Source organism: Mariprofundus sp. KV, from assembly GCF_013387475.1.
Classification (GTDB): Bacteria; Pseudomonadota; Zetaproteobacteria; order Mariprofundales; family Mariprofundaceae; genus Mariprofundus.
The window spans coordinates 49,685-73,155 of record NZ_VWNB01000003.1 but is presented as its reverse complement, the minus strand read 5'-3'; the positions used below and the strand labels follow the sequence as shown (position 1 = coordinate 73,155).

Annotated in this window: 23 protein-coding genes; 7 read left to right on the top strand and 16 right to left on the bottom strand. The window is 52.3% G+C overall.

Going from position 1 to position 23,471, the window contains the following annotated elements; genetic code table 11:
• Positions 1-15 precede the first annotated feature (15 nt).
• Positions 16-963 carry a glycosyltransferase family 2 protein gene (locus F3F93_RS03175; protein ID WP_176957719.1) on the bottom strand — a complete coding sequence of 316 codons (948 nt, stop codon included), beginning with the start codon at positions 961-963 and terminating at the stop codon, positions 16-18.
• Between the two features lie 10 nt (positions 964-973).
• The gene (locus F3F93_RS03170; protein ID WP_176957718.1) at positions 974-2,089 is read right to left on the bottom strand and encodes a DegT/DnrJ/EryC1/StrS family aminotransferase; all 1,116 of its coding nucleotides are present in this window, start codon (positions 2,087-2,089) and stop codon (positions 974-976) included.
• A 212-nt stretch (positions 2,090-2,301) separates the two neighbouring features.
• Here F3F93_RS03170 and F3F93_RS03165 point away from each other — a divergent pair, with 212 nt between their 5' ends.
• The 5 genes from F3F93_RS03165 (at position 2,302) to F3F93_RS03145 (ending at position 8,087) form a co-directional block, all read left to right on the top strand.
• Entirely contained in the window at positions 2,302-3,666 is a 1,365-nt protein-coding gene (locus tag F3F93_RS03165; protein WP_176957717.1) for a glycosyltransferase family 39 protein, read from the top strand.
• A gap of 39 nt (positions 3,667-3,705) precedes the next feature.
• Positions 3,706-5,622, top strand: coding sequence for an acyltransferase family protein (locus F3F93_RS03160; protein ID WP_176957716.1), 1,917 nt, complete (start codon positions 3,706-3,708; stop codon positions 5,620-5,622).
• 92 nt (positions 5,623-5,714) lie between these two features.
• Positions 5,715-6,632, top strand: coding sequence for a D-glycero-beta-D-manno-heptose-7-phosphate kinase (rfaE1, locus tag F3F93_RS03155; protein WP_176957715.1), 918 nt, complete (start codon positions 5,715-5,717; stop codon positions 6,630-6,632).
• A 1-nt stretch (position 6,633) separates the two neighbouring features.
• Positions 6,634-7,353: a 3-deoxy-manno-octulosonate cytidylyltransferase gene (gene kdsB / locus F3F93_RS03150; protein WP_176957714.1), complete on the top strand. Its 720-nt coding sequence runs from the start codon at positions 6,634-6,636 to the stop codon at positions 7,351-7,353.
• Positions 7,354-7,466: 113 nt separating this feature from the next.
• Positions 7,467-8,087, top strand: a complete 621-nt coding sequence (locus tag F3F93_RS03145) for a hypothetical protein (protein WP_176957713.1) — start codon at positions 7,467-7,469, stop codon at positions 8,085-8,087.
• 8 nt (positions 8,088-8,095) lie between these two features.
• Here F3F93_RS03145 and F3F93_RS03140 read toward each other — a convergent pair whose 3' ends face one another.
• The 9 genes from F3F93_RS03140 to F3F93_RS03100 all read right to left on the bottom strand — a co-directional run bounded on the left by F3F93_RS03140 (position 8,096) and on the right by F3F93_RS03100 (position 17,644).
• Positions 8,096-8,278: a hypothetical protein gene (locus F3F93_RS03140; protein ID WP_176957712.1), complete on the bottom strand. Its 183-nt coding sequence runs from the start codon at positions 8,276-8,278 to the stop codon at positions 8,096-8,098.
• Positions 8,279-8,492: 214 nt separating this feature from the next.
• Positions 8,493-9,497, bottom strand: coding sequence for a CinA family protein (locus tag F3F93_RS03135; protein WP_176957711.1), 1,005 nt, complete (start codon positions 9,495-9,497; stop codon positions 8,493-8,495).
• Positions 9,498-9,977, bottom strand: coding sequence for a phosphatidylglycerophosphatase A (locus F3F93_RS03130; protein ID WP_194334956.1), 480 nt, complete (start codon positions 9,975-9,977; stop codon positions 9,498-9,500).
• Entirely contained in the window at positions 9,970-10,899 is a 930-nt protein-coding gene (gene thiL, locus F3F93_RS03125) for a thiamine-phosphate kinase (protein ID WP_176957710.1), read from the bottom strand. The genes F3F93_RS03130 and thiL overlap by 8 nt, the downstream gene beginning before the upstream one ends.
• Positions 10,896-12,110, bottom strand: coding sequence for a transcription antitermination factor NusB (locus F3F93_RS03120; protein ID WP_176957709.1), 1,215 nt, complete (start codon positions 12,108-12,110; stop codon positions 10,896-10,898). The genes thiL and F3F93_RS03120 overlap by 4 nt, the downstream gene beginning before the upstream one ends.
• A 153-nt stretch (positions 12,111-12,263) precedes the next feature.
• A complete protein-coding gene (locus tag F3F93_RS03115; protein ID WP_241696935.1) occupies positions 12,264-13,142 on the bottom strand; it encodes an SUMF1/EgtB/PvdO family nonheme iron enzyme in 879 nt (292 codons plus the stop codon).
• Positions 13,143-13,245: 103 nt separating this feature from the next.
• Complete coding sequence (locus tag F3F93_RS03110; RefSeq protein WP_176957708.1) at positions 13,246-14,079, bottom strand: arsenite methyltransferase; 834 nt, start codon at positions 14,077-14,079, stop codon at positions 13,246-13,248.
• 70 nt (positions 14,080-14,149) lie between these two features.
• Positions 14,150-15,115 carry an arsenosugar biosynthesis radical SAM (seleno)protein ArsS gene (arsS, locus tag F3F93_RS03105; protein ID WP_176957707.1) on the bottom strand — a complete coding sequence of 322 codons (966 nt, stop codon included), beginning with the start codon at positions 15,113-15,115 and terminating at the stop codon, positions 14,150-14,152.
• Positions 15,116-15,604: 489 nt separating this feature from the next.
• Positions 15,605-17,644: an ATP-dependent DNA helicase RecG gene (locus tag F3F93_RS03100; RefSeq protein WP_241696934.1), complete on the bottom strand. Its 2,040-nt coding sequence runs from the start codon at positions 17,642-17,644 to the stop codon at positions 15,605-15,607.
• A 212-nt stretch (positions 17,645-17,856) separates the two neighbouring features.
• On the opposite strand from F3F93_RS03100, the gene rpmB reads away from it, so the two are divergent.
• On the top strand, positions 17,857-18,048 hold the full coding sequence (gene rpmB / locus F3F93_RS03095; RefSeq protein WP_176957706.1) for a 50S ribosomal protein L28: 192 nt from the start codon (positions 17,857-17,859) through the stop codon (positions 18,046-18,048).
• Positions 18,049-18,308: 260 nt separating this feature from the next.
• Here the strand turns inward: rpmB and F3F93_RS03090 are convergent, their stop codons facing one another.
• The 5 genes from F3F93_RS03090 to F3F93_RS03070 form a co-directional block, all read right to left on the bottom strand.
• Positions 18,309-18,695 (bottom strand): RidA family protein, encoded by a 387-nt coding sequence (locus tag F3F93_RS03090; protein WP_176957705.1) that lies wholly within the window; start codon positions 18,693-18,695, stop codon positions 18,309-18,311.
• A complete protein-coding gene (locus F3F93_RS03085; RefSeq protein ID WP_176957704.1) occupies positions 18,692-20,854 on the bottom strand; it encodes a bifunctional (p)ppGpp synthetase/guanosine-3',5'-bis(diphosphate) 3'-pyrophosphohydrolase in 2,163 nt (720 codons plus the stop codon). Before F3F93_RS03085 ends, F3F93_RS03090 begins: the two co-directional genes overlap by 4 nt.
• A 46-nt stretch (positions 20,855-20,900) precedes the next feature.
• Positions 20,901-21,155: a DNA-directed RNA polymerase subunit omega gene (gene rpoZ, locus F3F93_RS03080; protein ID WP_176957703.1), complete on the bottom strand. Its 255-nt coding sequence runs from the start codon at positions 21,153-21,155 to the stop codon at positions 20,901-20,903.
• Between the two features lie 154 nt (positions 21,156-21,309).
• Positions 21,310-21,855 (bottom strand): guanylate kinase, encoded by a 546-nt coding sequence (gene gmk / locus F3F93_RS03075; RefSeq protein WP_176957702.1) that lies wholly within the window; start codon positions 21,853-21,855, stop codon positions 21,310-21,312.
• Positions 21,852-22,106: a YfhL family 4Fe-4S dicluster ferredoxin gene (locus F3F93_RS03070; RefSeq protein WP_176957701.1), complete on the bottom strand. Its 255-nt coding sequence runs from the start codon at positions 22,104-22,106 to the stop codon at positions 21,852-21,854. The genes gmk and F3F93_RS03070 overlap by 4 nt, the downstream gene beginning before the upstream one ends.
• 161 nt (positions 22,107-22,267) lie before the next feature.
• Here F3F93_RS03070 and F3F93_RS03065 point away from each other — a divergent pair, with 161 nt between their 5' ends.
• Positions 22,268-23,332 carry a cyclic nucleotide-binding domain-containing protein gene (locus F3F93_RS03065; RefSeq protein ID WP_176957700.1) on the top strand — a complete coding sequence of 355 codons (1,065 nt, stop codon included), beginning with the start codon at positions 22,268-22,270 and terminating at the stop codon, positions 23,330-23,332.
• Positions 23,333-23,471 lie beyond the last annotated feature (139 nt).

Here is a 23,471-nt window from a genome sequence, read left to right as displayed (position 1 = left end):
TTGTCATTATTACAACTACTCGCTGCCAGGCTCAAAGGTGTGTCGCTGATGCACCAGCGTGATCGGGCGGCGCTTGGTATTCTCATTACAGCGCCAGACATAACTGCCGATGATGCCCTGCCCTAAAATCAGCAAGGATCCCATAAAATAGATACTCAGGATAATCGGTGCATAACCGGGCACGGTGATAAGCGAAAACATCCATGAGACAATCACAAGCAGTGACACGATAATCGATGTGGCAATACCGAACCCACCGAGCCAGAGAAAGATCAGGATTGGCAGATCGGAGAAGGCAAATACGCTGTCAAACATATAGCGAATCTTTCGACTCAGGTTCCAGGCAGATCTGCCATGCTCTCTCTTCTGCCTCTTGTAGGTGACAAACTTGCGCTTAAAACCAACCCAGAAAAGCTGACCGATCAGTGAAGAGTTGATCTCCTCCAGCATCAGCAGCGCCTCTCTGACACTACCATTGCAGGCAAACACATCGACGCCACCATCGGGCACACCTTTGATGACAAAACGGCGGTAGAATGACCAGAAGGTTCTGGAGAGAAAGGTGGTCAGCGGCGGATCATTGCGCTCACCGCGCACGCCTACGGCAATATCAAACTCACCCTCATCAAGTACCTGAAAGAAATCGATGATCAACTCAGGCGGCTCCTGCAGATCAGCAGCCATCACCGCGAACAGATCGCCGTTGGCCTCCTCCAGTCCACGCCGGATGGCAGCAAATGAACCAAAATTCTTTGAGAGATGGATCAGTTGTGAAGCAAAAGGCTGGGCTGGCAGCTGCTTCAGCAGCAGCTCATAACTGGCATCAGGAGAGCCATCTACCACAAACACCACTTCAAAATTCTCAATCTTACGGTTCAAAGAAGAGAGAGCCTTTAAAAGGCCGGGGATATTCTCCTCGTTCTTATAAACCGGAATAATCAGTGAATGGATAGGAGTCGTCATATCACTAAACCTACACAATTTTAGAAATATACAAATCAAACACCTGCTGAATATGATCCAGCTCATCTGAACGTATACCGGCATAACAGGGAAGAGAGAAGATTTCGGCCGTTGCCTTGATTGAACAGGACATATTCATCACACGCCTGGGCTGCTCCAGCATCGCATCATGATCCATATCCAGCAGCGGGTAATGAATATCTGTGGCGATACCGTGTCGAGCGAGCTCAGCACGGATTTTATCGCGCTGTGCGTGGCGCACCACAAACAGATGACCCACGCTGCCCGCCCTGGGTTGTGTCACCACCTCAACGACACCTCTGCATGCGGCATCGAGAAACTCAGTGACTGCGACCCGCTTGGCATTCAGATCAGGCAGATGTTTAAGCTTTACACGCAATATGGCTGCCTGCAGCTCATCCATACGACTGTTTCTTCCGAAAGGAAGCGTACTCTCATATTTGGACTTCCAGCCGTATTGGCGCAGCTGAAGGCAGGTTTGAGCCAGTGATTCAGCGTTGGTCACAATCGCGCCGCCATCACCGAGCGCCCCCAGGTTTTTGGTTGGATAAAAACTGAAGGTGGCGATATCGGCCAGAGAACCTACAGGCTGACCATCTAGCGTAGCGCCATGCGCCTGCGCACAATCCTCAAGAATTTTAACATCTGCGTAGCCTGCCTGATCAAGCAGGGCTCTTAAGCCACTCACATCAACCACCTGACCGTAGAGATGGGTCGCCACCACACATCTGGTTCTCTCTGAAACGGCAGCAACGACCTGATCGATATCGAGCAGCAGGTCATCGGCGTTGACATCGACATAGACAGGCACGGCGCCAATGATGTTGCAGGCGATCGTGGTATAACCACCGGCATTGGCGACACTAATCACCTCATCACCGGCCTGCACACCCACAGCGCGCAGGGCAATCTCCAGCGCGTCGGTACCATTGCCGACAGAGATGCAGTGGTCTACCCTGCAGTAGCTGGCGAACTCCTGTTCAAACCCCTTCACATGGTTGCCCAGCAGGTAGTAACCTGAATCAAGCACATCGGCAATGGCCGCATCGATCTCGGCCCTGAACAGCGCATTCTCTCTGGCGGGCAAATTAAATAACACGTTCATCAAAACTCCACTTCCTCAACCTGCCTGTTAATAGCTCAATCGTATCACCAATCCATCAAATCAGTCGCTCTGGCATGGGAGCGAGACCATAATGACAAATTATTTGTGAACAAATAGTATCCACTGCATAGTTGTTAGCTACTGCCAGCTTCAAATCAGAGCAATAAAATCAACCATGATTTCTACCATCTGTACACAAAAAATGAGGTGTAATGATACTACCGGGTACAATTAAAAAGACAGCCCTGCTTGCTGCACTGGTGATGCTGCTACCACTTCCCATCATGCAATACATCGGTGAGGAGAGCTGGTACACCCTCAGTGCATTTGAGATGTTTGCCAATCATAAGTGGTGGCATCAGACCCTGATGGGTTTCGATCTCTCCAAAACACCGATGTTTAACTGGCTGATTATCGCTGTTGCTCAGGTTATCGGCTGGGAGCATCTGGATGTGGCGCCACGGGTGGTTTCGGTCTTCAGCACCTGGGGCTCTGCCTTTGTCGTCTACAGAATGACCCGTCACCTCTATCCGCAACATCCGCACGCCCCCTGGCTGGCAGCACTGGTCTACCTGACCATGGGCGAGGTCTCATTCTGGTATGGCTGGCTCGGTTATGCCGATGCCACCTTCGGCTTTTTCATCTTTTCAGCCATCAGTACCCTCTGGCTGGCTATAGAGAAGAAGCATCTACCACTGCTGATCCTATCACTACTGCTGATTTCCCTCGCTTTTCTGGTCAAAAACAGCAGCTGTTATGCTGTTTATGGGCTGGCTGGCATTGTCCTTTTGCAACGGCATCAGCGTTGGCGCCTGCTACTCAATCCTCTGTTTCTCATTCCCGGTCTGCTGGCACTGGCCGTGCCGTGGGCCTATCCAACCTACCTCATTCAGCTCGGCTCAAGTGATGACACGCTTATTCATGCCATACTCAACTTTAAAGGGTTCGGCCTGCTTGATTATCTCTACCACTGGATCAGCTACCCCGTCATTTTCATTGCCCGCGCATTCCCTGTCACGCTGCTGCTGATCTGGTTCTTCTGGCGAGAAAAACAGCGGTATACGATGGATGCCAACATGGTCACCCTGCTCTGGCTGCTATTGGTCTGTCTGGCTCCCTTCTGGTTCTCTGCAGGTGGCACACCACGCTACCTCATCCCCTTCTATGGTATCTTCGCACTGCTGCTGATCGGCTTCACCATGCAGCTTGATGGTGAGAAGATGAAGACGGTATTTAAGGTGATGGTGATCGTTATCATCATGAAAATCCCCTTCAGTTTTGTCGCCCTCCCCTACATTAAGGATTGGCGTCCGGAGCGCGATATCAAGGTTGTGGTCGAGGATATCCTGCAGACCACCGGCCAGAGCACAGTACGTACCCGCAATGATGTGGCCACAGGGCTGAGCATTATGGCCTATATGGATGTCCGCATGCCGCCTGAGAAGCATATCCGCTGGTATGATGGTTCTGAACGCCAGGTATTCATTCTCTGTGACACGAAGATTCCGGAACTCGGTGAGATTGTAAAATCATACCGTTTGCGTGGCGATGATGTTTATCTCTACTGGCAGCCTTAATCGCAACTGATGACAAATTTAAGCATTGAATAACAGTATATGAGCAGCAGCATCGCCAGCCACCTCTCGCACCCGAAATACCGCCCCGATATCGACGGCCTGCGCGCCATTGCCATTATTGCGGTGGTCTGGTTTCACGCTTATCCAAGCTCTCTGCGCAGCGGTTTTATCGGTGTTGATATCTTTTTCGTCATCTCCGGATTTCTGATCTCATCCATTATCTTCTCCAATCTTGAGCGCGGCACATTCAGTTTCGGCGAATTCTATATCCGTCGTATCCGGCGCATTCTGCCCGCCCTGACCACGGTGATGCTGACCAGTTTCATCTTCGGCTGGTTTGCACTCACAGCTCAGGAGTACAAACAGCTGGGTGAACATCTGGCTGGCGGTGCCGCCTTTATCTCCAACTTCCTGCTCTGGTCGGAGAGTGGCTACTTTGATAATGCCGCTGAAACCAAGCCGATGCTGCATCTCTGGAGCCTGGCCATTGAGGAGCAGTTTTATATATTCTGGCCGCTGCTGATGGCGCTGGCCTGGCGCAAGCATAAGAGCTTTCTCACCATCATGTTGGTGATCGCTATTGCCTCCTTCGCTTTCAGTATCTATCAGATCGGTTATGACAAATCCGCCGCCTTCTACTCACCCCTGACCCGTATCTGGGAGCTGATGGCCGGCGGCATTCTCGCCTACATCTCACTGCATCGCCCCGCCTTGCTCAACCGCTACCCCAATCAGCAGTCGTTTATCGGCTTTATTCTGCTGATCGCCGGATTGATTGTGATTAACCGCTGGCACGCCTTTCCCGGCTGGTGGGTCCTGCTGCCGGTGCTCGGCACCGTCCTGCTCATCTCTGCAGGCCCGAACGCATGGGTGAATCGCAAGCTGATCTCGAACAGGCCACTGGTCTGGGTAGGCCTGATCAGCTTCCCCCTCTATCTCTGGCACTGGCCGATACTCTCATTTATCAAAATACTGAAAAGTCAGGAACCATCCTGGCAACTCAGTCTGATGGCTGTACTGGCCTCATTTCTGCTGGCCTGGCTCACCTTCAGATTTATTGAAGCGCCATGCCGCTTTGGCAAGGCCAAACGCACGATATCAGCCCTGCTTCTCTTGCTGCTGGCCGCCATTGGCACTGCCGGATACCTCACCTATGCCAATAACGGCTTTGAATCGCGCAAGTCCGCCCCGTCCCTGCATGAGGTGAACCGTGGTGATATCGGTAATCCCGCCTACCACGCAGAGCTGAAAATCTTTTTCCCCTGCAGAGAGGAAACCCTACTGAAATCATCGATGCCGGGCGGCTGTCTGCACTCTCAGCAGAACGGCACCACAAATGTTGCCATTATAGGTGACAGTCATGCCCAGCATCTCTATCTGGGCATCGCCAACAGCGCTAAAAACAGCAACGTGCTGCTCTTTATGCAGGACGGGCTGCCGACACTCGATGACAAAGGTTTCCAGGATGCGCTCAATCATGTCATAGAGAACCCGTCAATCTCAAAAGTGGTACTTACCGCCTTCTGGAGCTGGCGCATCAAAGGGGCGGAGAAAACCGCACAGTTCGAAAGCTCCTTCAGAAAAACGGTGGCTGCACTGACGGCTGCAAACAAATCGGTCTATGTTGTGGCCGCAGATATCCCCAACTTCTCCTTTGATCCCTCCAAGTGCAAATACAGTGGCCGCCTCGGCCTCGGTTTTGGGCCGGTGAATCAGTGCTCCGAGAGCAGTGCCACCTTCTTCAAAGAGCGCGAAACATACGAAAACCTGATCAAACGTTCAGTTGATCCACATAAGAATCTCACACTGATTGATCTCTCAACCTACTTCTGTGACGCACAAACCTGCAACATGGCCAGAGATGGTGAGCTCTTCTACCGGGACAAAAACCATCTCAATGCCATCGGCTCAAACTATGTCGGCCAGAAGATAGTTGCGCTGATCGGCATTGATTAAACCCCTGTTTCACTCTCACTGCTACACAGCTTCACCGAAGATGCCTATACTCCCGAACCATTCGTTACTTATAGAGCACACGGAGTAGTCATTTGATTCTGGTTATCGGCGATATCATTGTAGATGAATTTATATGGGGCGATGTTACCCGCATCTCACCGGAGGCACCTGTACCGGTGGTATCAGTCAATGAGATTGACCGCAGGCTTGGCGGTTCAGCTAATGTGGTGCGTAATCTGCATGCGCTTGAAACACGATCTGCGATGTTCGGACTGGTTGGCGATGATGAAGCTGGCCGCTGGGTACACACCAGACTCTCTGAACTGGATTCAGACAATCGCGGCGTAGTCACCAAAGCCAATGATCGCCCTACTGCCATCAAAACCCGCATTATCGCCCGCCATCAGCAGGTGGTACGTTATGACCGCGAATGGACACAGGCAGCACTACCGGAAACGCAGGCACGCATCCTCACCCATGTTGAAGAGATGCTGCCAAATGCCACCGCCACGATCCTCTCTGATTACGGCAAAGGGGTACTCACTCCCGATTTTATTCGCCAACTGATTGAAAAGCTGCAGGGCGGCATCATCGGTGTTGATCCCAAACCGGAACATACCGACGCCTATCGCGGCGCCACATTTATCACCCCCAACCTCTCTGAAGCTGCCGCCATGGCTGGCATGCAGGCGATTAATGAGGATGCCAATGCCGAGATGATTGCCGAGAAACTGCATGGCGACCTTAACCTTGAGTATGTGTTGCTCACCCGCTCTGAGCGCGGCATGACCCTCTTTGACGGCAAACAGAGCCACCATATCCCAACTGCTGCACGTGATGTCTTTGATGTGACCGGCGCAGGTGACACGGTTATTGCCGTATTCACTGCCTGTCTGGCGCGTGGTGATGATGCGCTGACTGCTGCCCAGATTGCCAACCGCGCTGCCGGTGTAGTGGTAGGCAAGGTAGGCACAGCAACCGCAGATTGGAACGAGATAGACACCCACTGATATGAAAATCGCAATCGGTATTCCTGCCCGCATGGGCTCCACCCGTTTTCCCGGCAAACCGCTGGCACTGCTGGCTGGCAAACCGATGATTGAGCATGTCATTGAGAAAGCCGTTGCTGCCGACCTCGGGCCAGTGTTTGTCGCCACCGATGACAAGCGTATTGCCGAAATAGCCAAAGCGTGTGGTGTGATCGCCTGCATGACCAATGCCGATCACCCCAACGGCAGTAATCGACTGGCTGAGGCTGTGCGAGAGATCGCCTGTGATGTGGTGGTCAATGTGCAAGGAGATGAACCGCTGATCGATCCGGCTGCAATTCGCGCTGTGGTGGAGCCGTTCAAGGATGATGCCTACCTGCCGATGGCAACACTGGCGCACCCGGTCAGAGAGGATGCTGATCTGCATGATGCCAATGTGGTGAAGGTGGTCTGCAATGCCAAAGGACGCGCACTCTATTTCAGTCGCGCAGCCATCCCCTTCCCGCGCTCCGGCAGCTCCAATGCCCTGCAACATGTTGGCCTCTATGCCTACCGCAAAGAGTTCCTGCTGATCTACCCCTCACTGGCAGCGTGTGAATCAGAAGAGACCGAGCAGCTGGAGCAGCTGAGGGTTTTACATCACGGCTACGATATTGCGGTAAGTGTTGGTGATTTTCACTGCATCGGCGTTGATACCCCTGCTGATCTGGCCCGCGCCGAGAAGATTCTAACCGGAAAATAGTGTAAACAAACCCTGATTCGGGGGATCACTGCACTACTGGTGTAATATATCACACAGATATGTATCTCACTTGATCTATACTCGCCTCTGTCTCACAGCGAGGAGCGTCCAATATGAAACTAAGCAACCGATTTTCACTGATCACTGTCATAATAAGCACACTACTTATCTCTGGCTGCGCCACCTTGATGCAACCAACCGACCTGTCCAAAGTGAAGTTCTCACTCGATCATGTCTCAGCCGTGCGTCTGGCAGGCATCGATCTGATGCAGATCGATTCACTGGAAGAGATCAATATGTTTCAGATGGCCCGTGCCAGCATGGCGCTCTCACGAGAGGAGCTTCCCCTACATCTCACCCTGCATCTGAAGTCGGAGAATCCGCTGGCCAACCGGGTGGCTGCCAAATTGACCCGCATGGACTGGACACTGGTTCTTGATGGCCGCGACACCATCAGCGGCAGCATGGAGAAAAACATCCAGCTCGCTGCCGGTGAATCGCAGGATATCCCGCTGAATCTGAGCCTGAATATGTTTGAATTCTTCAATGAAAAATCGGTGATGGATATGCTTGAACTGGCACTCGCTTTTGCCGGTGAGGATGGTGCCATTCCTCAGGGTGTTGCACTGAGAGTACGCCCCACCATCGACACCATCTTCGGCCCGATCACCTACGGAAAAGATCTATTGATCGAAGCCCATCCAAAAGAGGACCTGCAGCGGCAGGCGTTTTAACCCACCTCTTATCCGGCAGCTTCCTGTGCTGCGATAATGCGTTTGCGCAGCGCTTTCAGAGGGACCAGATCATCAACGATCTCTGAACCGCTATCGCCAAACGATGAGGCTCTGGCTTTAATCGCAGCGATTGCGCCGGTAAGGGCTTTAAGGTCTGCATCCGTCACTTCTACCAATACTCTCTCTGACATACTTCACCCCTTCTAAACAGATTGAAGGCCATAAAACCTCGCACTATCGACTGTAACGACTTTTCATTTTGGAAGCTATAAAGCTGTTACTCATCTGGAAAATAACTCAAGGATGGCTTACTGCAGACAGATAGAAGTCGTTCCTGATTTATTTAGGAGACGGGCATGATACCAATCTGCTACCACCCACCTCACCTGTCATTTGACAGCTGTTTTAAGTGACTTGTTGGCCTGCCTGCGCAAGCAGAAGAGTCAGCGCGGCATTGACTGTGCGCCATTGAACTTCAGAGCGACTACCGGAGAGAGATAGTAGCTGTGTCACTGCACTTTCACCGGGCAGTGCGACCGCGATCCATACCGTGCCAACCGGTTTATCATCAGAACCGCCAGCAGGCCCTGCAATACCGCTGACAGCAATGCAGGCTGCACCATCCCCTTTTCCACCCTCAGCCATCGCTGCAACCACCTCAGCACTGACTGCGCCGAATCTCTCAATCAACTCAGCATCTACGCCAAGCTCTTCGATTTTCGCCTCATTGCTGTAGGTGACCCAGGACCTATCCAGCACATCGGATGCACCCGGCACCCTGCCAATACGTGCGGCAATGCCACCAGCCGTACATGACTCGGCAGTGCGCAGGCGCAGTTGCTTCTGACGCAGCAGATCAACCACCTGCTCTTCGATCAAAACCCCGTCACCATTCAGAGCGGATTCGGGCAGCGCTTCACCCTCACCAATCAGCGCTGCGCTCAGCCCGGGCTCCAGCATCAATTCACCACTATCACCGGCAAGAACAGCCAGTGGCAGCAGGGCTCGACCGCCATTGATATGCTTTAGGTATAACTTTCTCTGATAAGCTATATCTCCCGGAGAAATAAAGAGAATTGAGCCATTGCCTTTGCGATAACTCCAGCAGATGCGTTGCGGATTATCCAGTAGCAGCGGTGAGGTATCAAAGGCCTCGGGATGGTCAGGATGATCACCATCCAGTGGCAAACCGAGCGTTTGAGCTGAGTGAATCAGCTCCATCTCATCGGCAAAAAAGATGCGCCACTGGGCATCCTCACGCTGCCAGCCGGATGACTCCAGAGGATAGATCGATACATCTTCTGCGCCGGCCGAGCCAAGCCAGGCTTTTAGCCAGCCGGTTGTAATGCCTGCACAATTCAGATTGTGAAGGCCGGCTTCGCTGATAATCCACTGCGCCCGGATTCCCATTTACAGACCTGCCATCAAACCGATTGTAATCATAACTGTCGCCCCCATCAGACCTGCGGCAATATCATCGGCCATAATTGACCACCACGGTGGCCCCACTGTTTCAATACGCGATACCGGCCACGGCTTGAGAATATCAAAACCTCTGAAACCGATAAATGCAAGCAGAACTGTGAGTGGCGTCAGCTCAAAAACCAGCAACATCAAACCCAGACATAACCACTGGCCTGCCCACTCATCAATCACGATCCAGCCGGGATCTTTATCCTTGAGTGTGGGCAGCACCACATAACAGTTCCAGCAGCCAAGCAGCAGAATCAGCAGTGAAGCGACCAACAGGCCTACAGCGCCACCCTGCTGCAGGATCAACCATGCAGGCAGTAGTGAGGCCAGAGAGCCCCAGGTGCCGGGTGCTTTCGGCAACCAGCCGCTACCCAGACCCGCAGCCAGCCAGTGGTGTATGGAGCGTAACTCAGCCAAAATGCAGAAAACCTCTCTTTTTCACATCACAGCGTTGACCATCCCGGTAAAGGTGCACCCCCTCACCTTCGTGACAGCTGCCGATCTTTATCGCCAGATCACGATCAAAGTGGATACCTGCAGGAGCCGTAAAGAGTAGTGCATAATCCTCACCACCAAACAGCACAGAATCCATGAATCTCTCTTCACCAACACCCTCACACATCTGCTGCCACTGCGGCACCTGTGTCACCTCGAGATTGATAGCAACTCCGGAAGCTGCCGCCAGATGTCCTGCATCCTGCAACAGCCCATCACTGACATCGATGCAACAAGCCACGCCCATCTGACGCAGCTGCATACCGGCAGAGAGCAGCGGCCTGATCTCATCCATATAGTGGACATATTCGCCATGAGGCTGATGACTTAACCACTGCTGCAGACCCAGCGCATGAAAACCAACCCTTCCAGCCAGCCAGAGCTCATCTGTAGCCTTTGCAGCATCACGACGCATAGCAGAGCCCTTAGCAAGCTCACCGGCAACGGTGACAGCCAATGCGTTCACCTTTGAGCTACAGGTATCACCACCCACAAGCTCGACGTTGTAGCGTTTCAGGGCACGACTTACACCTTTGGCCATCTTCTTCACCGACCTCTTATCCCGAGCCATCACATTGACCCAGACAGCAACCGGACTTGCACCCATCGCGGCCAGATCAGAAAGGGCCGAGCAGACGGCGCGATCCGCTGCTTTTACGCGTGAGTAGTCATCCGGCCAGTGCACCGCTTCAACCGAGGTATCGGTGCTGATCACCAGCTCCATGCCACTGCCCGGTCGATGGATTGATGCATCATCGCCAATGGCGAGAGCGGTGAATGGATGTGCAGCCCCCCCTTTGCCCTTAAAATGTTTGTCGATCAGCGAGAATTCATTCTCACTCATGATGCAGAACCGCCGATGCGGGCAAAAAAGAAGCCGTCATTCTCTTCTGCAGGGAACAGACGCCTTTGATCCTTCACTCCGGCAACCGATTCAACCACCTGCTCATTCTCCTGCGGATGAATAGAGCAGACAGCATAGACCATCTCTCCATCGGCTTTGAGTACCCTGAGTGATTCACTCAACAGCACCTTCTGCAGAGCAGCCAGTTTAGTAACCTCCTGATCATCATGCAGGAATTTGGCATCGGGATGCCTGCGCAAAATACCCGAAGCAGAACACGGGGCATCCAGCACAATGGCGTCCACACTATTATCTGAAACCGGCAGCTTAAGGCCATCAGATTGCATAATGGTGACATTCTCACACTGCAGCCGCTGCAGGTTTTCTTGCAGGCGCGGAATGCGGCGCGCATTAAGCTCCACCGCAATAATGGTTGCACCGGGAAAACGGTGCGACAACAGGGCTGTCTTGCCACCCGGTGCTGCGCAAACATCGAGAATCAGCCCATCGCTTTTTACCGGTTCAAGCGCCATCACAGCAGCCTGTGCTGCCTGATCCATAACAGTAAACTGACCCGCTTCATAACCGGGTAGCAACGTAACATCACTGCCTGAATCGAGCAGTACGGCGCAGGGTGACAGTTCACCCGCTGTAACTTCAAAACCCATGGTTCTGGCTTGTTCAATCCAGCCATCGCGATCAACAAACAGAGCCAGCGCTAGCTTGGGAGGGCTCTTCAGTGTCTGGCTGAACTGGTGTACAACATCCGCACCAAATGCATCACGCCATGCGGCATAGATCCACTTTGGTAGTTCAGCCCGCTGATGCGGTTTCAATTTTTTCGGTGGCGCTCGCTCTGCCACCTTGCGCAGTACCGCATTGACAAAACCGACAGCTTTCGGGCTCATTTTATAGACTGCAGTCACTGTTTCAGATACCGCAGCGTGGCTTGGTACACGCATATGCCGTATCTGGTAGGTGGCAACCAATAGTGCGGTATGGGCAACCGGATCGGGTTTTATTTTGCAGAAACGGGAGAAATCAGCTTCCAGCGAGTAGAATCGACGCAACACGCCATAGACCAGCTCATGCAGCAGTCGGCGATCACGATCAGTGAAAGAGGATGCGGCGGCTTCCAGCGCCTCACCCGCCTTTACCGATTCGGTAAAAACTTTATTCAGGATTTCAATAGCAGCTTGGCGTACAGACATGATCGGCAAGCTACATCCAGCCGCCGGATTTACTAGCTGAGCAAACCCATTCAATCAATGGGTGTTGATTGAATGGGTGCGATAGTTATAGAGAATCAACGTGAAATGGGCTCATTTGGAGTGTATACCAATGGTATTCCCTTTGGTCGACAACTAGTCGAGAACGAGGCGGAAGCCGCTATTATTATCTGACCTGTCGGTATCGTTCCAGAGTCGTGCGGAAATCCGGATATAGTGCTCGGCATCATACCATGAGCCCCCTTTGAGCACTCTGGCTGTGCATGTGCCGCTGCTCACAGCTGAGCCATCTGCCGGTGCACTGCTGCGATGCTCGCTCCAACAGTCAGCCATCCACTCCCAGACATTGCCACTCATATCGTAGAGACCGAAAGCGTTCGGTTTTTTTCCACCCACCGCATGTGTACTGCTACTGTTCTTCATGTACCAGGCGACATCCACAGCTTTGCCGGCAGCGCCGTATTTTACCTCCTGACCACCGCTACTGGCCGCATATTGCCACTCTGACTCGCTGGGCAGCCTGTACTGCTTGCCACTTTTCTCATTGAGTATCCGCACAAACTGACGGGCATCCAGCCAGCTCACCCGCTCAACCGGGTAGTCATCGCCTTTTTTGAACGCCGAGGGATTGCGCCCCGTCACCTTCCGGTACTGCCCCTGTGTCACCTCGAATTTCCCCATCCAGAAATCTTTCTCGTGGCACACTTTGCCACTTTGCGTGGTTACAGCCTGCGCTGGCAGCAAGTCGGACAACGCTCCTACTTCATCAATGGCACTGTTTTCATGCACAAACTCAGAACCGGGACCATTATGAATAATCAGCGCCTGTTTCGAACGCTGGTTGCTGGCTGAGGAGGCTTTTACGGCCTTTGCGTCATCAACCAGGCTGAAGCAACCAGCAGAGACACGAACAAATGCCATGCCGGTAAGCGGATCTGCCATCTCCGTTTCGGCAGCAGAAGCAGCAGAGCACCCCAGCATCAACATCGAAAAAATGGCAACTGCTCTGATCATAGCTATCTCCCTCACCACGTCTGAGCCGATTATGGGCTACGCACTGGCAAGAGCAAGTTTCAATTCAGTTGATTATTTATGGGAATCGACTGTTCAAAGCAGACTAACAGCAGCCTGAACCAGCACAGAGGCCGCCCGGTTTTACCGCCTCGATATAGGCTGAGACCACATAGGCCTCCACACCGCGACCCGGTGCCCAGTCACGAATGAATTCGCGCGACTCATCCTTAGGCTTAATGCGAATCTGCTCAAAACCTGCAGCAGCCATCATCGCCTCCAGCTCATCGACCATCGATGCACCGGCCATACAGCCAGCATGCAGCATCGGATCACTCTTCATCTCCTCCGGCATCTCGGCTGTAGCCACCACATCAGATATTGCCAGTCGGCCACCGGGTTTGAGCACACGAAACGCATCGGCAAAGACCAGCTCCTTATGCGGCGAGAGATTGATCACACAGTTGGAGATGATGATATCAGCCGTGTTGTCAGCAATCGGCAGATGTTCAATCTCAGCGAGACGAAACTCAACATTACTGAACTTGCCTTTCTCGGCATTATGACGCGCTTTGGATAGCATTGTAGGGGTCATATCGATACCGATCACATGACCACTCTCACCGACCTCACGGGCAGCCAGAAAGGCATCAAATCCACCTCCACTACCGAGATCAACCACCACCTCGCCCGCTTTCAGGCTGGCAATGGCACGCGGGTTGCCACAACCAAGCCCCATATCAGCACCATCAGGCACGTTAGCCAGATCATCCTCAGAGTAACCAAGCCGTGTGGAGATCAGCCTGTTGATTGCCGCATCATCGGAGACACCGCAACAGCTGGATTCAACACCGCAGCAACCGCCATCGTTGCTGGCTTCGGCCACCTCCGCATAGGATTTACGCACGTGTTGACGCACGTTGTCGGCTTTTACACTCATCAATTCACTCCTTTCTATCTGCTTACTCTGAAGCTATACAGCAGAGGAAGCACCGCCAATATCTACTGCTTCAGTCAATCAAACTACCACCGCAACTGGAGCCCTGACCGGCAGTACAGCCGTAACAGTGATCCATCACAACAATGGGAGAACCGCTGATATCCCTGCGCATCAGAGCAGAGATATGGGTTTTGCCACCACTGGCCTCAAACATTGGAAGATCCAGCATCTGATTAAAATCGCAATCGAAAACATAACCCTGCCAGTCGATACTTATCAGGCTTCTGCACATCACACCAGGCAGGTTTTTCTCACTATATGCCTCTTTAAGTAACCGCATGTAACTGGCGAATTCACCTTGAGAAATCAGCGTGCTTCCAAAGCGCTGAATAGGCATATTGGTAATGGTAAACAGATGGTTAAAGATGATGCCATATCGCAGATACAGCTCCCGCTTATAGGCCGCTTCAAGCTCACCCTGTGAGGGTGGCAGGCTTGGCCCCTGCGGATTATAGACAAGTGTCAGCGTCAACCCTGAGCCCTCGGCACCATAACCGAGTTCATTGAGTTGCTTGAGCGCCCGGATGCTTTTTTCAAACACTCCTTTGCCGCGCTGATGATCAACATTGTCACTCAGATAACAGGGCAGTGATGCCACCACCTCAACCCCGTTCTCAGCCAGAAACGGTGTAATCCACTCATAGCCTGGCTCTTCGATGATCGTCAGATTACAACGATCAATCACGCGCACGCCTTGCCCCCTCGCCTCTTTCACCAGATAGCGAAAATGGGGATTCATCTCAGGTGCACCACCGGTGAGATCGAGTGTTTTGATGTGATGTGTTTTGAGATATGTGAGCACGGCCTCAACCGTGGCTTCATCCATCAACTCTCTGCGCTTCGGCCCGGCATTCACATGACAGTGCAGACAGGTCTGATTACAGAGGTAACCAAGATTCACCTGCAGGGTCTCCACTCTATCCCGACTAATCGCCGGAAAATCGCTCTCTTTCAACAGTGGTAGCGTTGCATGCATTCGATTTTACCCTCGCTTCAATCTCACAATCGAACCATAGGTCGATCCACCTGCAATTTCATTACAAAGAAAGAAGAGAGAGGGGTCAGGTCTACCGTTGTACCACATGCCACCTGATCACCTCTTTTAGTCACCCCGGCGAAATCGCAAGCAAGTCGTTCAATCAAACATATTAAGGCATGGAATAGGTCCTGATCACAGGAAAAACTGTGCTTTTACAGTGAATTATCCACCGCTGAAATAATCCAGGCACATTTCCGCAAACAATCCATCCATTAGATATTTTTCTTTTCTTTATAGATGTAAAGCATTGAAATTAAAGATATTAATATTATGCATAAATTTTAGGCAAAATCCAGGAAGAAGGTACCGTTATTGAAAAGCAATGCCATACACCATGTTATCCACCAAGTTATCCACAGTTTCTGTGGATAGCTAATGCAAGCCCTTCCACTGCAATGGGTTCAGTGAATAAGCCAATCTGTGTGATTAATCGGTCGACTCTGCGAATGGGCGCCAGAAGCGCTGCATTGCATCGGTCGGCGTGAAATCGGGCAGGTTTTCGTGCCACTGGCGAATCAGGGCTGCATCCTCAGACATATCCAGAAGCCGGAAACCTGCCTCGCCATGCTGACGTGTTCCAACAGCGTCACCACCGCCACGAATAGCCAGATCAGCTTCTGCCAGCTCCAGACCATCATGGGTATTCACCATCGTCTTCAATCGCGCCATGGAGCCTTCTGAAGCCTCAGAACCAGCCACCAGCATGCAATAGCCCTGCTCCGATGAGCGCCCCACCCGACCACGCAGCTGATGCAGCTGAGCAAGGCCGTAAGCCTCGGCCTGTTCAATCACAATCAGACGCGCCTCGGGCACATTCACACCCACCTCCACCACCGTCGTAGAGACAAGGATTTTGCACGCACCAGTGGAGAAGGCATTCAGGGCACCGTTTTTATCTTTTGCTTTCATACGCCCATGCAGACCGATCACATTGGCATCGGGGAAATAACCTTTGAGTAGCTCAACACGCTGATCAACCGACAGCCCATCCTCATCTTCATCAATACGCGGCACGATCCAGTAGATGCGCCCCTGAGCATTGAGGATGCGCTGCATGCCATCAGCCATAGGTTTCATCTTCTCAGCAGCGATCACGCGCGTCTCAACCGGTTTCCTGCCCGGTGGCATACCTCGCATAATCGAGAGATCCATATCGCCGTAGAGGGCAAGAGCAAGCGAGCGCGGAATCGGGGTGGCGGTCATACCTAGCAGGTGTACCGCCCCCCTGTCTTCATTCTGTTTTTCGGCCAGGGCCCATCGCTGTTTAACACCAAAACGGTGCTGCTCATCCACCAGCGCCAGCGCCAGATGCTTAAACAGCACATCATCAGTGAGCAGCGCATGAGTACCGACAATCAGTTGCAACGCCCCACTCTGCAGTCGTGCCAGCATCTCGCGGCGCGCTTTTGCACGGGTACTTCCGGTGAGCAGGGCAACCTCGATACCAAGCGGCGCAAACAGCGCATGCAGTGTCTCAGCATGCTGGCTGGCCAACACCTCAGTGGGTGCCAGCAGTGCCGCCTGCGCCCCACTGCCTGCCGCTCTGGCCATAGCCAGGGCTGCAATCCATGTTTTGCCTGCACCTACATCACCCTGCAGCAGGCGGTGCATGCGACTGCCTGATTGCAGATCAGCTGCGATATCAGCCCAGGCAGACCTCTGCGCATCGGTAAGCGGGAATGGAAATGAGTCATGCAGCGCCGAACTCTGTTTTTCATCGCTCAGGGCAACTGCAGAACAGACTGCGGCCTGCTTCTTCTGCCGCATCAGGTGCAGATAGATAATAATCTCTTCGCTCTTCAGCCGTGCTACAGCCCTGGCCAGTTCATCACGGCCCAGTTCGTCGGGATGGTGAATCAGCTTCAGTGCTTCGATAAGATTGGGGAAATGGAACTGCTCTTGCAACAGAATATCGAGCGGGCTACGGCTGTTGGCAGGTATGAGCGAGAGAATATGTCGGATCATGCTGCCAATTCTCTTGCCACCCAGACCGGCGAGACTGGCATAAACAGGTTGAAAGCCGGGATTAAATGATTCGCTGACACACCATTCGGGATGACTCATCTGCAGATACCCCTTCCAGTGCTCTGCAACACCGCGAACTGCGATCTCACGCCCCTCGCTGAGTCGGGCATCACTCATCATGTAGCCGGAGTGGAAGAAGTTGAGTGAAATCTGGCCGGAATCATCGGCAAGCCGAATCGACACCTGCCGGTTACGGCCAAAACCGCGTGCCTGTTTACTGATAATACGACCGACAATGCGGGCGTTTACGCCATCCTGAAGGCGGGCAATCGCAGAGACATGACGATCATCGACATAATCCTTGGGCAGATGCAGCAGCAGATCACCCATGCAGCCGATGCCACGCGCCAATAACCGCTTCTCAAGAGCGGCACCTACTCCCGCAATGCGGGTCATCGGTTGAGCCAGAATGTCGTACATCGCCTTATCTTGAACGATCAAAGCGCACGGCTCAACCTGCAAACAGCTATCACGTCAAAGTTATGACCAGCATTGGATCTGTAACCTCGCATAACCGCTTCAACTGCTATAACCTCCAGCTTCTGAAAGGAAAATCGCGATATATTTCAATTCGTTGAAAAAAGCGCCATTTTTTACTTGTATGCCGGGAAGCATTCACCTAAAGTGCGCCCCGTTTTCGGAGGTATAGTCAAATGGCAAAGCGTTGTGAAGTATGTGGTAAAGGCCCAATGGCCGGCAATAATGTCAGTCATGCGCATAATACGACTCGTCGTCGTTTTCTGCCCAACCTGATGCAGGTACGTGCTGTTGTTGAAGGTCAGCCCCGCAGGGTTAAGGTATGCGCAAGCTGCCTGCGCTCCGGCAAGATCGAAAAAGCCGCCTGATTTAACACACACTCAATTATAAAAAGGGCGCCTTCATCGGCGCCCTTTTTGTTGTGCTTTGAAATTGTATTACAGTGATAAAACATCAGGATTTTATTAGCAGCCACCTGCGGAAGGGACAGTCAATTCTGTGCTTCCGTGCAGCCTATGGACATAGTACCAAACCAGCCACGCAAGTGGATGGTTTGTGAGCAGAAGAAAAACGACACTTTTTCTTTTGCATGCTGATTTCTGGCAGGAGCCAACAAATCAGCTTCTACTCAATCAATAGAAGCGATCAGATCCATCTCCACCACTGCACCCAACGGAAGCGCTGCCACTGCTACCGTAGCCCGGGCCGGGCGATGCTCACCCAGCCATGAGGCATAGATCGCATTAACCAGTGGAAAGTCAGCCATATCGGTAAGAAAGATATTCACCTTCACAATGTCGCTCAGTGATGCGCCCGCCGCCGCCAATACAGCAGAGAGATTTTTCGTAACCTGCAGAGCCTGTGACTCAACATCACCAGCGACCAGTTTGCCAGCCTGCGGGTCCAGACCGATCTGCCCCGATGCATAGAGCACACCACCGGATAGCACAGCTTGCGAATAGGGCCCTACTGCCTTGGGCGCATCATCTGAATGGATAATTCTGTTTGAACTCATGTCTGTTTTTCCTTTTTATCTGCTGCTTTTGATTGTCCTTTTCTGCTGAAGAAGTCACGCAGTGTTTCACCAAGTGCGCGTGAAGAGCTCTGTTTATTCTCTCCCAGCCCTACCTGATTGCGACGACTTACAGTCACCACACCTTCAATCGCTTTAAGCGAACGCATCACCACAGCCAGATGTTTGCGATCCTCCACCTCAACAAGGAAGAGAAGCTCTGTCATTGAACCACCCCGCTGTTTGAGCTTCAGATCATCAATACCCGAGGATGCATCGGCAATTGTTTTGGTCACCCTGGCCAGCATGCCACGTTCATTATGGGCACGTACCTCGATACCGGTACGGAACAACTGCCCGGGCTGAATCCCCCACTCTACCTCAAGCCAACCTTTGTTCTCTCTGTCGGAGACCTCAACACATTTGCGATGGTGCAGAATCATACCTTCACCGGAGCTGAACTGACCCAACACTGGATCTCCGGGGATCGGATGGCAGCACTCCGCCGGGTGCATCAGTGAGCGCTTAAAGCCGCTGAGCTTCAATGGCAGCTTGCGCTGCTCCTGATCAACAGCATTGAGCAGATCATGAATCGGAATATCGCCACGACCAAGCTGAATTTTCAATGATTCCACATCAGCACACTGCAGCTGTTTCAGCGCATCCTGACTGACATCTTTACGGCCAACAGACTCCTTGAGAATCTTCTCACCCATGCGGATACAGGTATCCTTCTCCTGTCTGCGGAACCACTGGCGAATGGAGTGGCGGGCTCGCGGTGTTTTTACATACTGCAGCCACTGCCTGCTGGGCGACTGATCGGGACTGGTCATGATCTCGATAGAGTCGCCATTCCTCAAACGGGTTGAAAAGTCAGCCATCTCACCGTTGATGCGCACACCAATGCAGTGGTGGCCGATATCGGTATGCACGGTATAGGCAAAATCGAGAGGCCTGGCACCACGCGGCAACGCGAAGATATCGCCGTCACGACTGAAGACGTAAACCTCCTGCACAAACAGATCCAGACGCACATTTTCAAGAAATTCACTCGGATTATCGGCATCATGCAAGAGTTCGGTCAGCTGTTTCAGCCACTTAAAGCTCTCACCTTCGCCGCTGGCATCGGAACCCTCTTTATAGGCCCAGTGCGCAGCAACACCATCTTCAGCATAGGAGTGCATCGCTTCGGTACGAATTTGTACCTCAATACGGAAATTCTCAGGGCCAATCACCGTGGTATGCAGTGACTGGTAGCCGTTGGGTTTTGGCAAGGCAATATAATCTTTAAAGCGACCGGGAACCGGTCGATAGAGGCTGTGGACAATGCCCATAGCCTGATAACAGGTGACCATATCATCAACAATGACACGGAATGCCACCAGATCAAAAATCTCATCAAAATCGACATGTTTACGCTGCATCTTCTCATGAATACTGTAGAGATGCTTCATGCGCCCCTGCACACGCGCCTTCAAACCATGCCGCTGCAGTGCCTCCTGGATAATACTCTCCAGTCGCTCACGGGTGTGATTAAGCCCTTCAAGGCGACCGGCCATCTCCCCCAGCAACGACTTGTAGGCATCACCTTCAAGGTAGGAGAAACCGAGGTCTTCCATCTCCTGCTTGATCCAGTGAATACCCAAACGGTGTGCCAGTGGTGCATAGATCTGGATTGTCTCTTCAGCAATCGAGCGCCGTTTATGATCAGCCATAAATCCGAGCGTTCGCATATTGTGCAGGCGATCAGCCAGCTTAACGATCAATACGCGCAGATCCTTGGCCGTAGCCAGGATCATTTTACGGAAATTTTCAGCCTGCTTGTGCTCTTTTGAGTTGAAATGGATCTGACCGATCTTGGTCACACCATCGACAAGCTGGGCTACATCTTCACCGAAATAGTGCTGGATATCATCCAGCGAGACACTGGTATCTTCAACGGTATCGTGCAGCAGCCCTGTCACCACAGTCGACTCATCCATACCAAGACTGGCAAGGATATCGGCTACGGCCAGAGGGTGTGAAATATAGGGTTCACCCGAATTGCGCGCCTGCCCTGCATGGGCATGCGCGGCAAACACATAGGCACGGTTGATCAGATCAAGATCAGCCTTCGGCGCATACGATGCTACCTGTTCGGTAATTTCAAATATGCGACTCAAAACTTAAAGAGAATAGAGATCAGCAAAGAGTAAGCCGAGGCATAACTCAGGCTTCGCCCTCTTCATCGGCAAACTGATCCAGACGACGACGCTCCTGATCATCCTGATCAAAGAGAACATCCCAGGAGATATAACCATCACCCATCTCGCGCAGTGCCTGGACGGTTGGTTTGTCATTCTCGGTTTCAAGCATGGCAGGCATGCCATTGAGCAGCTGTCTCGCACGCCTGGATGCAAGATGAACCATCTCAAAGCGATTAGGATAATAACGAATGCAATCTTCTACTGTTACGCGAGCCATACGGCTACCTCCAACTATCTGTCACAAAAAAAGCGCATGATGGCGCCTTTTCAGATCAATCAGATGCCATGAATCTCATAGCATCCCACAATAATGTCTTAAACCTAGGAGAGGTTACACAAAATGCAACCATAGAACATTGCAAAGGCAGTAATTACTGCATCAAAGCCTGCAAGCGCCGCAATGAATCGTCAAAGTTATCGTTCACAATCTGATAATGCGCTTCACCGGCATGGGCTATCTCCGCTTCAGCAGCGGCCACACGGCGCTCGACAACCTCCATATCATCCTGGCCTCTGCCGGTAAGTCGATTTCTCAGCTCCTGCAGTGATGGCGGCAGAATAAACAGACGAATTGCAGCAGGCATTTTTGCAGCCACCTGAGCAGCTCCCTGCCAGTCAATCTCCAGCAGCACATCGCTGCCACTTTGCATTATTGATTCAACATCCGATTGGCGGGTACCATACATATTGCCATGCACATTGGCCCACTCCAGAAAAGCACCGGCTTCACACTGGGAGATAAAGCTCTCTTCAGAGAGGAAATGGTACTCCCTGCCATCCACTTCACCCGGTCGCGGCTTGCGCGTGGTACATGAAATGGTCAGCTGCAGGTCTGGACGCGACTTCAGCAGCGCGGCACAAAGGCTCGACTTGCCAGCCCCTGATGGCCCGGAAACAATAAACAGTCGTCCGCTCATGCGACCTCCCCGATCAGCTTCTTATATTTCAACTGCAAAACCTCTGCGCTCTCCACACGATCCGGATCCTGCGGAATACAGTCAACAGGGCAGACAAGCTGGCACTGCGGCTCATTGAAATGACCAACACACTCGGTACAACGATCGGGATCAATCTCGAAGATCTCCTCTCCTTCGTAGATTGCAAGGTTGGGGCACTCCGGCTCACAGACCGCACAGTTGATACAGTCGTCAGTAATGATCAGAGCCATACAAATCCTCCACTGGCGATAACGAGATGTGAACACTAATAAGCAGAACGGACAAAAGCGAAGTCTTTTACCTGCAACAGAGCCGGTTAGACGATTTTCCTATTTCCGAACGGCGAGATAGACCATAGTCTGGCCGCAGCCAAAGGAGTGGGAATCAGCGCATGCCAATAGATCAAAAAAATCAGCTTAAAGTCTATGCCGATCTCGTAGCCCTCTACCCGGATAATGAGAGTTATCTGAAAAAGTATGCTGAACTGCTGCTACAGACCAACAAACAGGCAACCGCCACCGAGATTCTGCGCCAGCTCTACACCCGGCATATTGAGAGAGGAGAGCACAAGCAGGCTGATGCACTGGCTGATGAGTTCCCTCAGATCGGCCGCATACGCAACTCCAGTGATCCCCACGAAGACCGGATGGATCAACTGCTTCCGGCAACCATGCGCAACCGCTTATGGCTGCGTCTGCATCAGCATAAACTCAGAGAGGGCCGCCACCTGATTCATCGCGGTGATCATGAGGATACAGTGTATCTGGTTTGCGAAGGAGAACTGGCAGAATTTATCCGCAGTGATGACGGTAAACCGGTACTGTTGAATCTGATTGCCAGCGGCAATGTGGTAGGCGAAAGCTATCTGTTTACCCCCGGCCCTCACAAATCGGATATTGTGGCCAATAAAGACTCGGTCATTGCCAAGCTGCCACGCAAGAAAATGCTGGCTGCTCTGGATGCCTTGCCGAGCCTGAAAAAAGCGCTACAGCGCAAAGCCGATGCGCGCAGAATCACTGCACTGATCTCCGCATCTCCGCTACTGCAGAATGTGCCGCTGGATATGCGTAAACATATGGCAGAAGCCACCCACCTCAAGCAGTACCCCGGCGGCGCCATGATCCATAAGGCGGGAGACAAACTTGATCATGTTGATCTGGTGGTCAAAGGGGTGGCCTGTTTTCAGATGCGCAACAACGGCACCATCAAAGAGCTGAAAACACTGGTGCCAGGCTCATTTGTCGGCGAATCCTCAGCCATCCATGCACAGGGCTGTCCTGCAGACATGGTTGCCAACAGCAGTGTCATCATTGCCCATATTCCCTACGCTGCATTCAAGAATGTGGTTGAGGCCTATCCTCCGCTGCGCAATGCCCTCTTCGCCTATATCGAGAGAAACCAGTCGCAGATCATGAGCAGGCTCAACGAGTTGCAGACCCAGCAGTTCGATCAGTAAATCAGGCCGGCCGATGGCCGGTGAATTTGATCAACAGGCGACCAATTGTTTCACCTCAAGCAGAGGATGCCCCCTCTTCTCCACGCAGAAGCCCCTACACCTGTGCGGGTGCAGGGGATTTAACTTCATAATGGAGAGC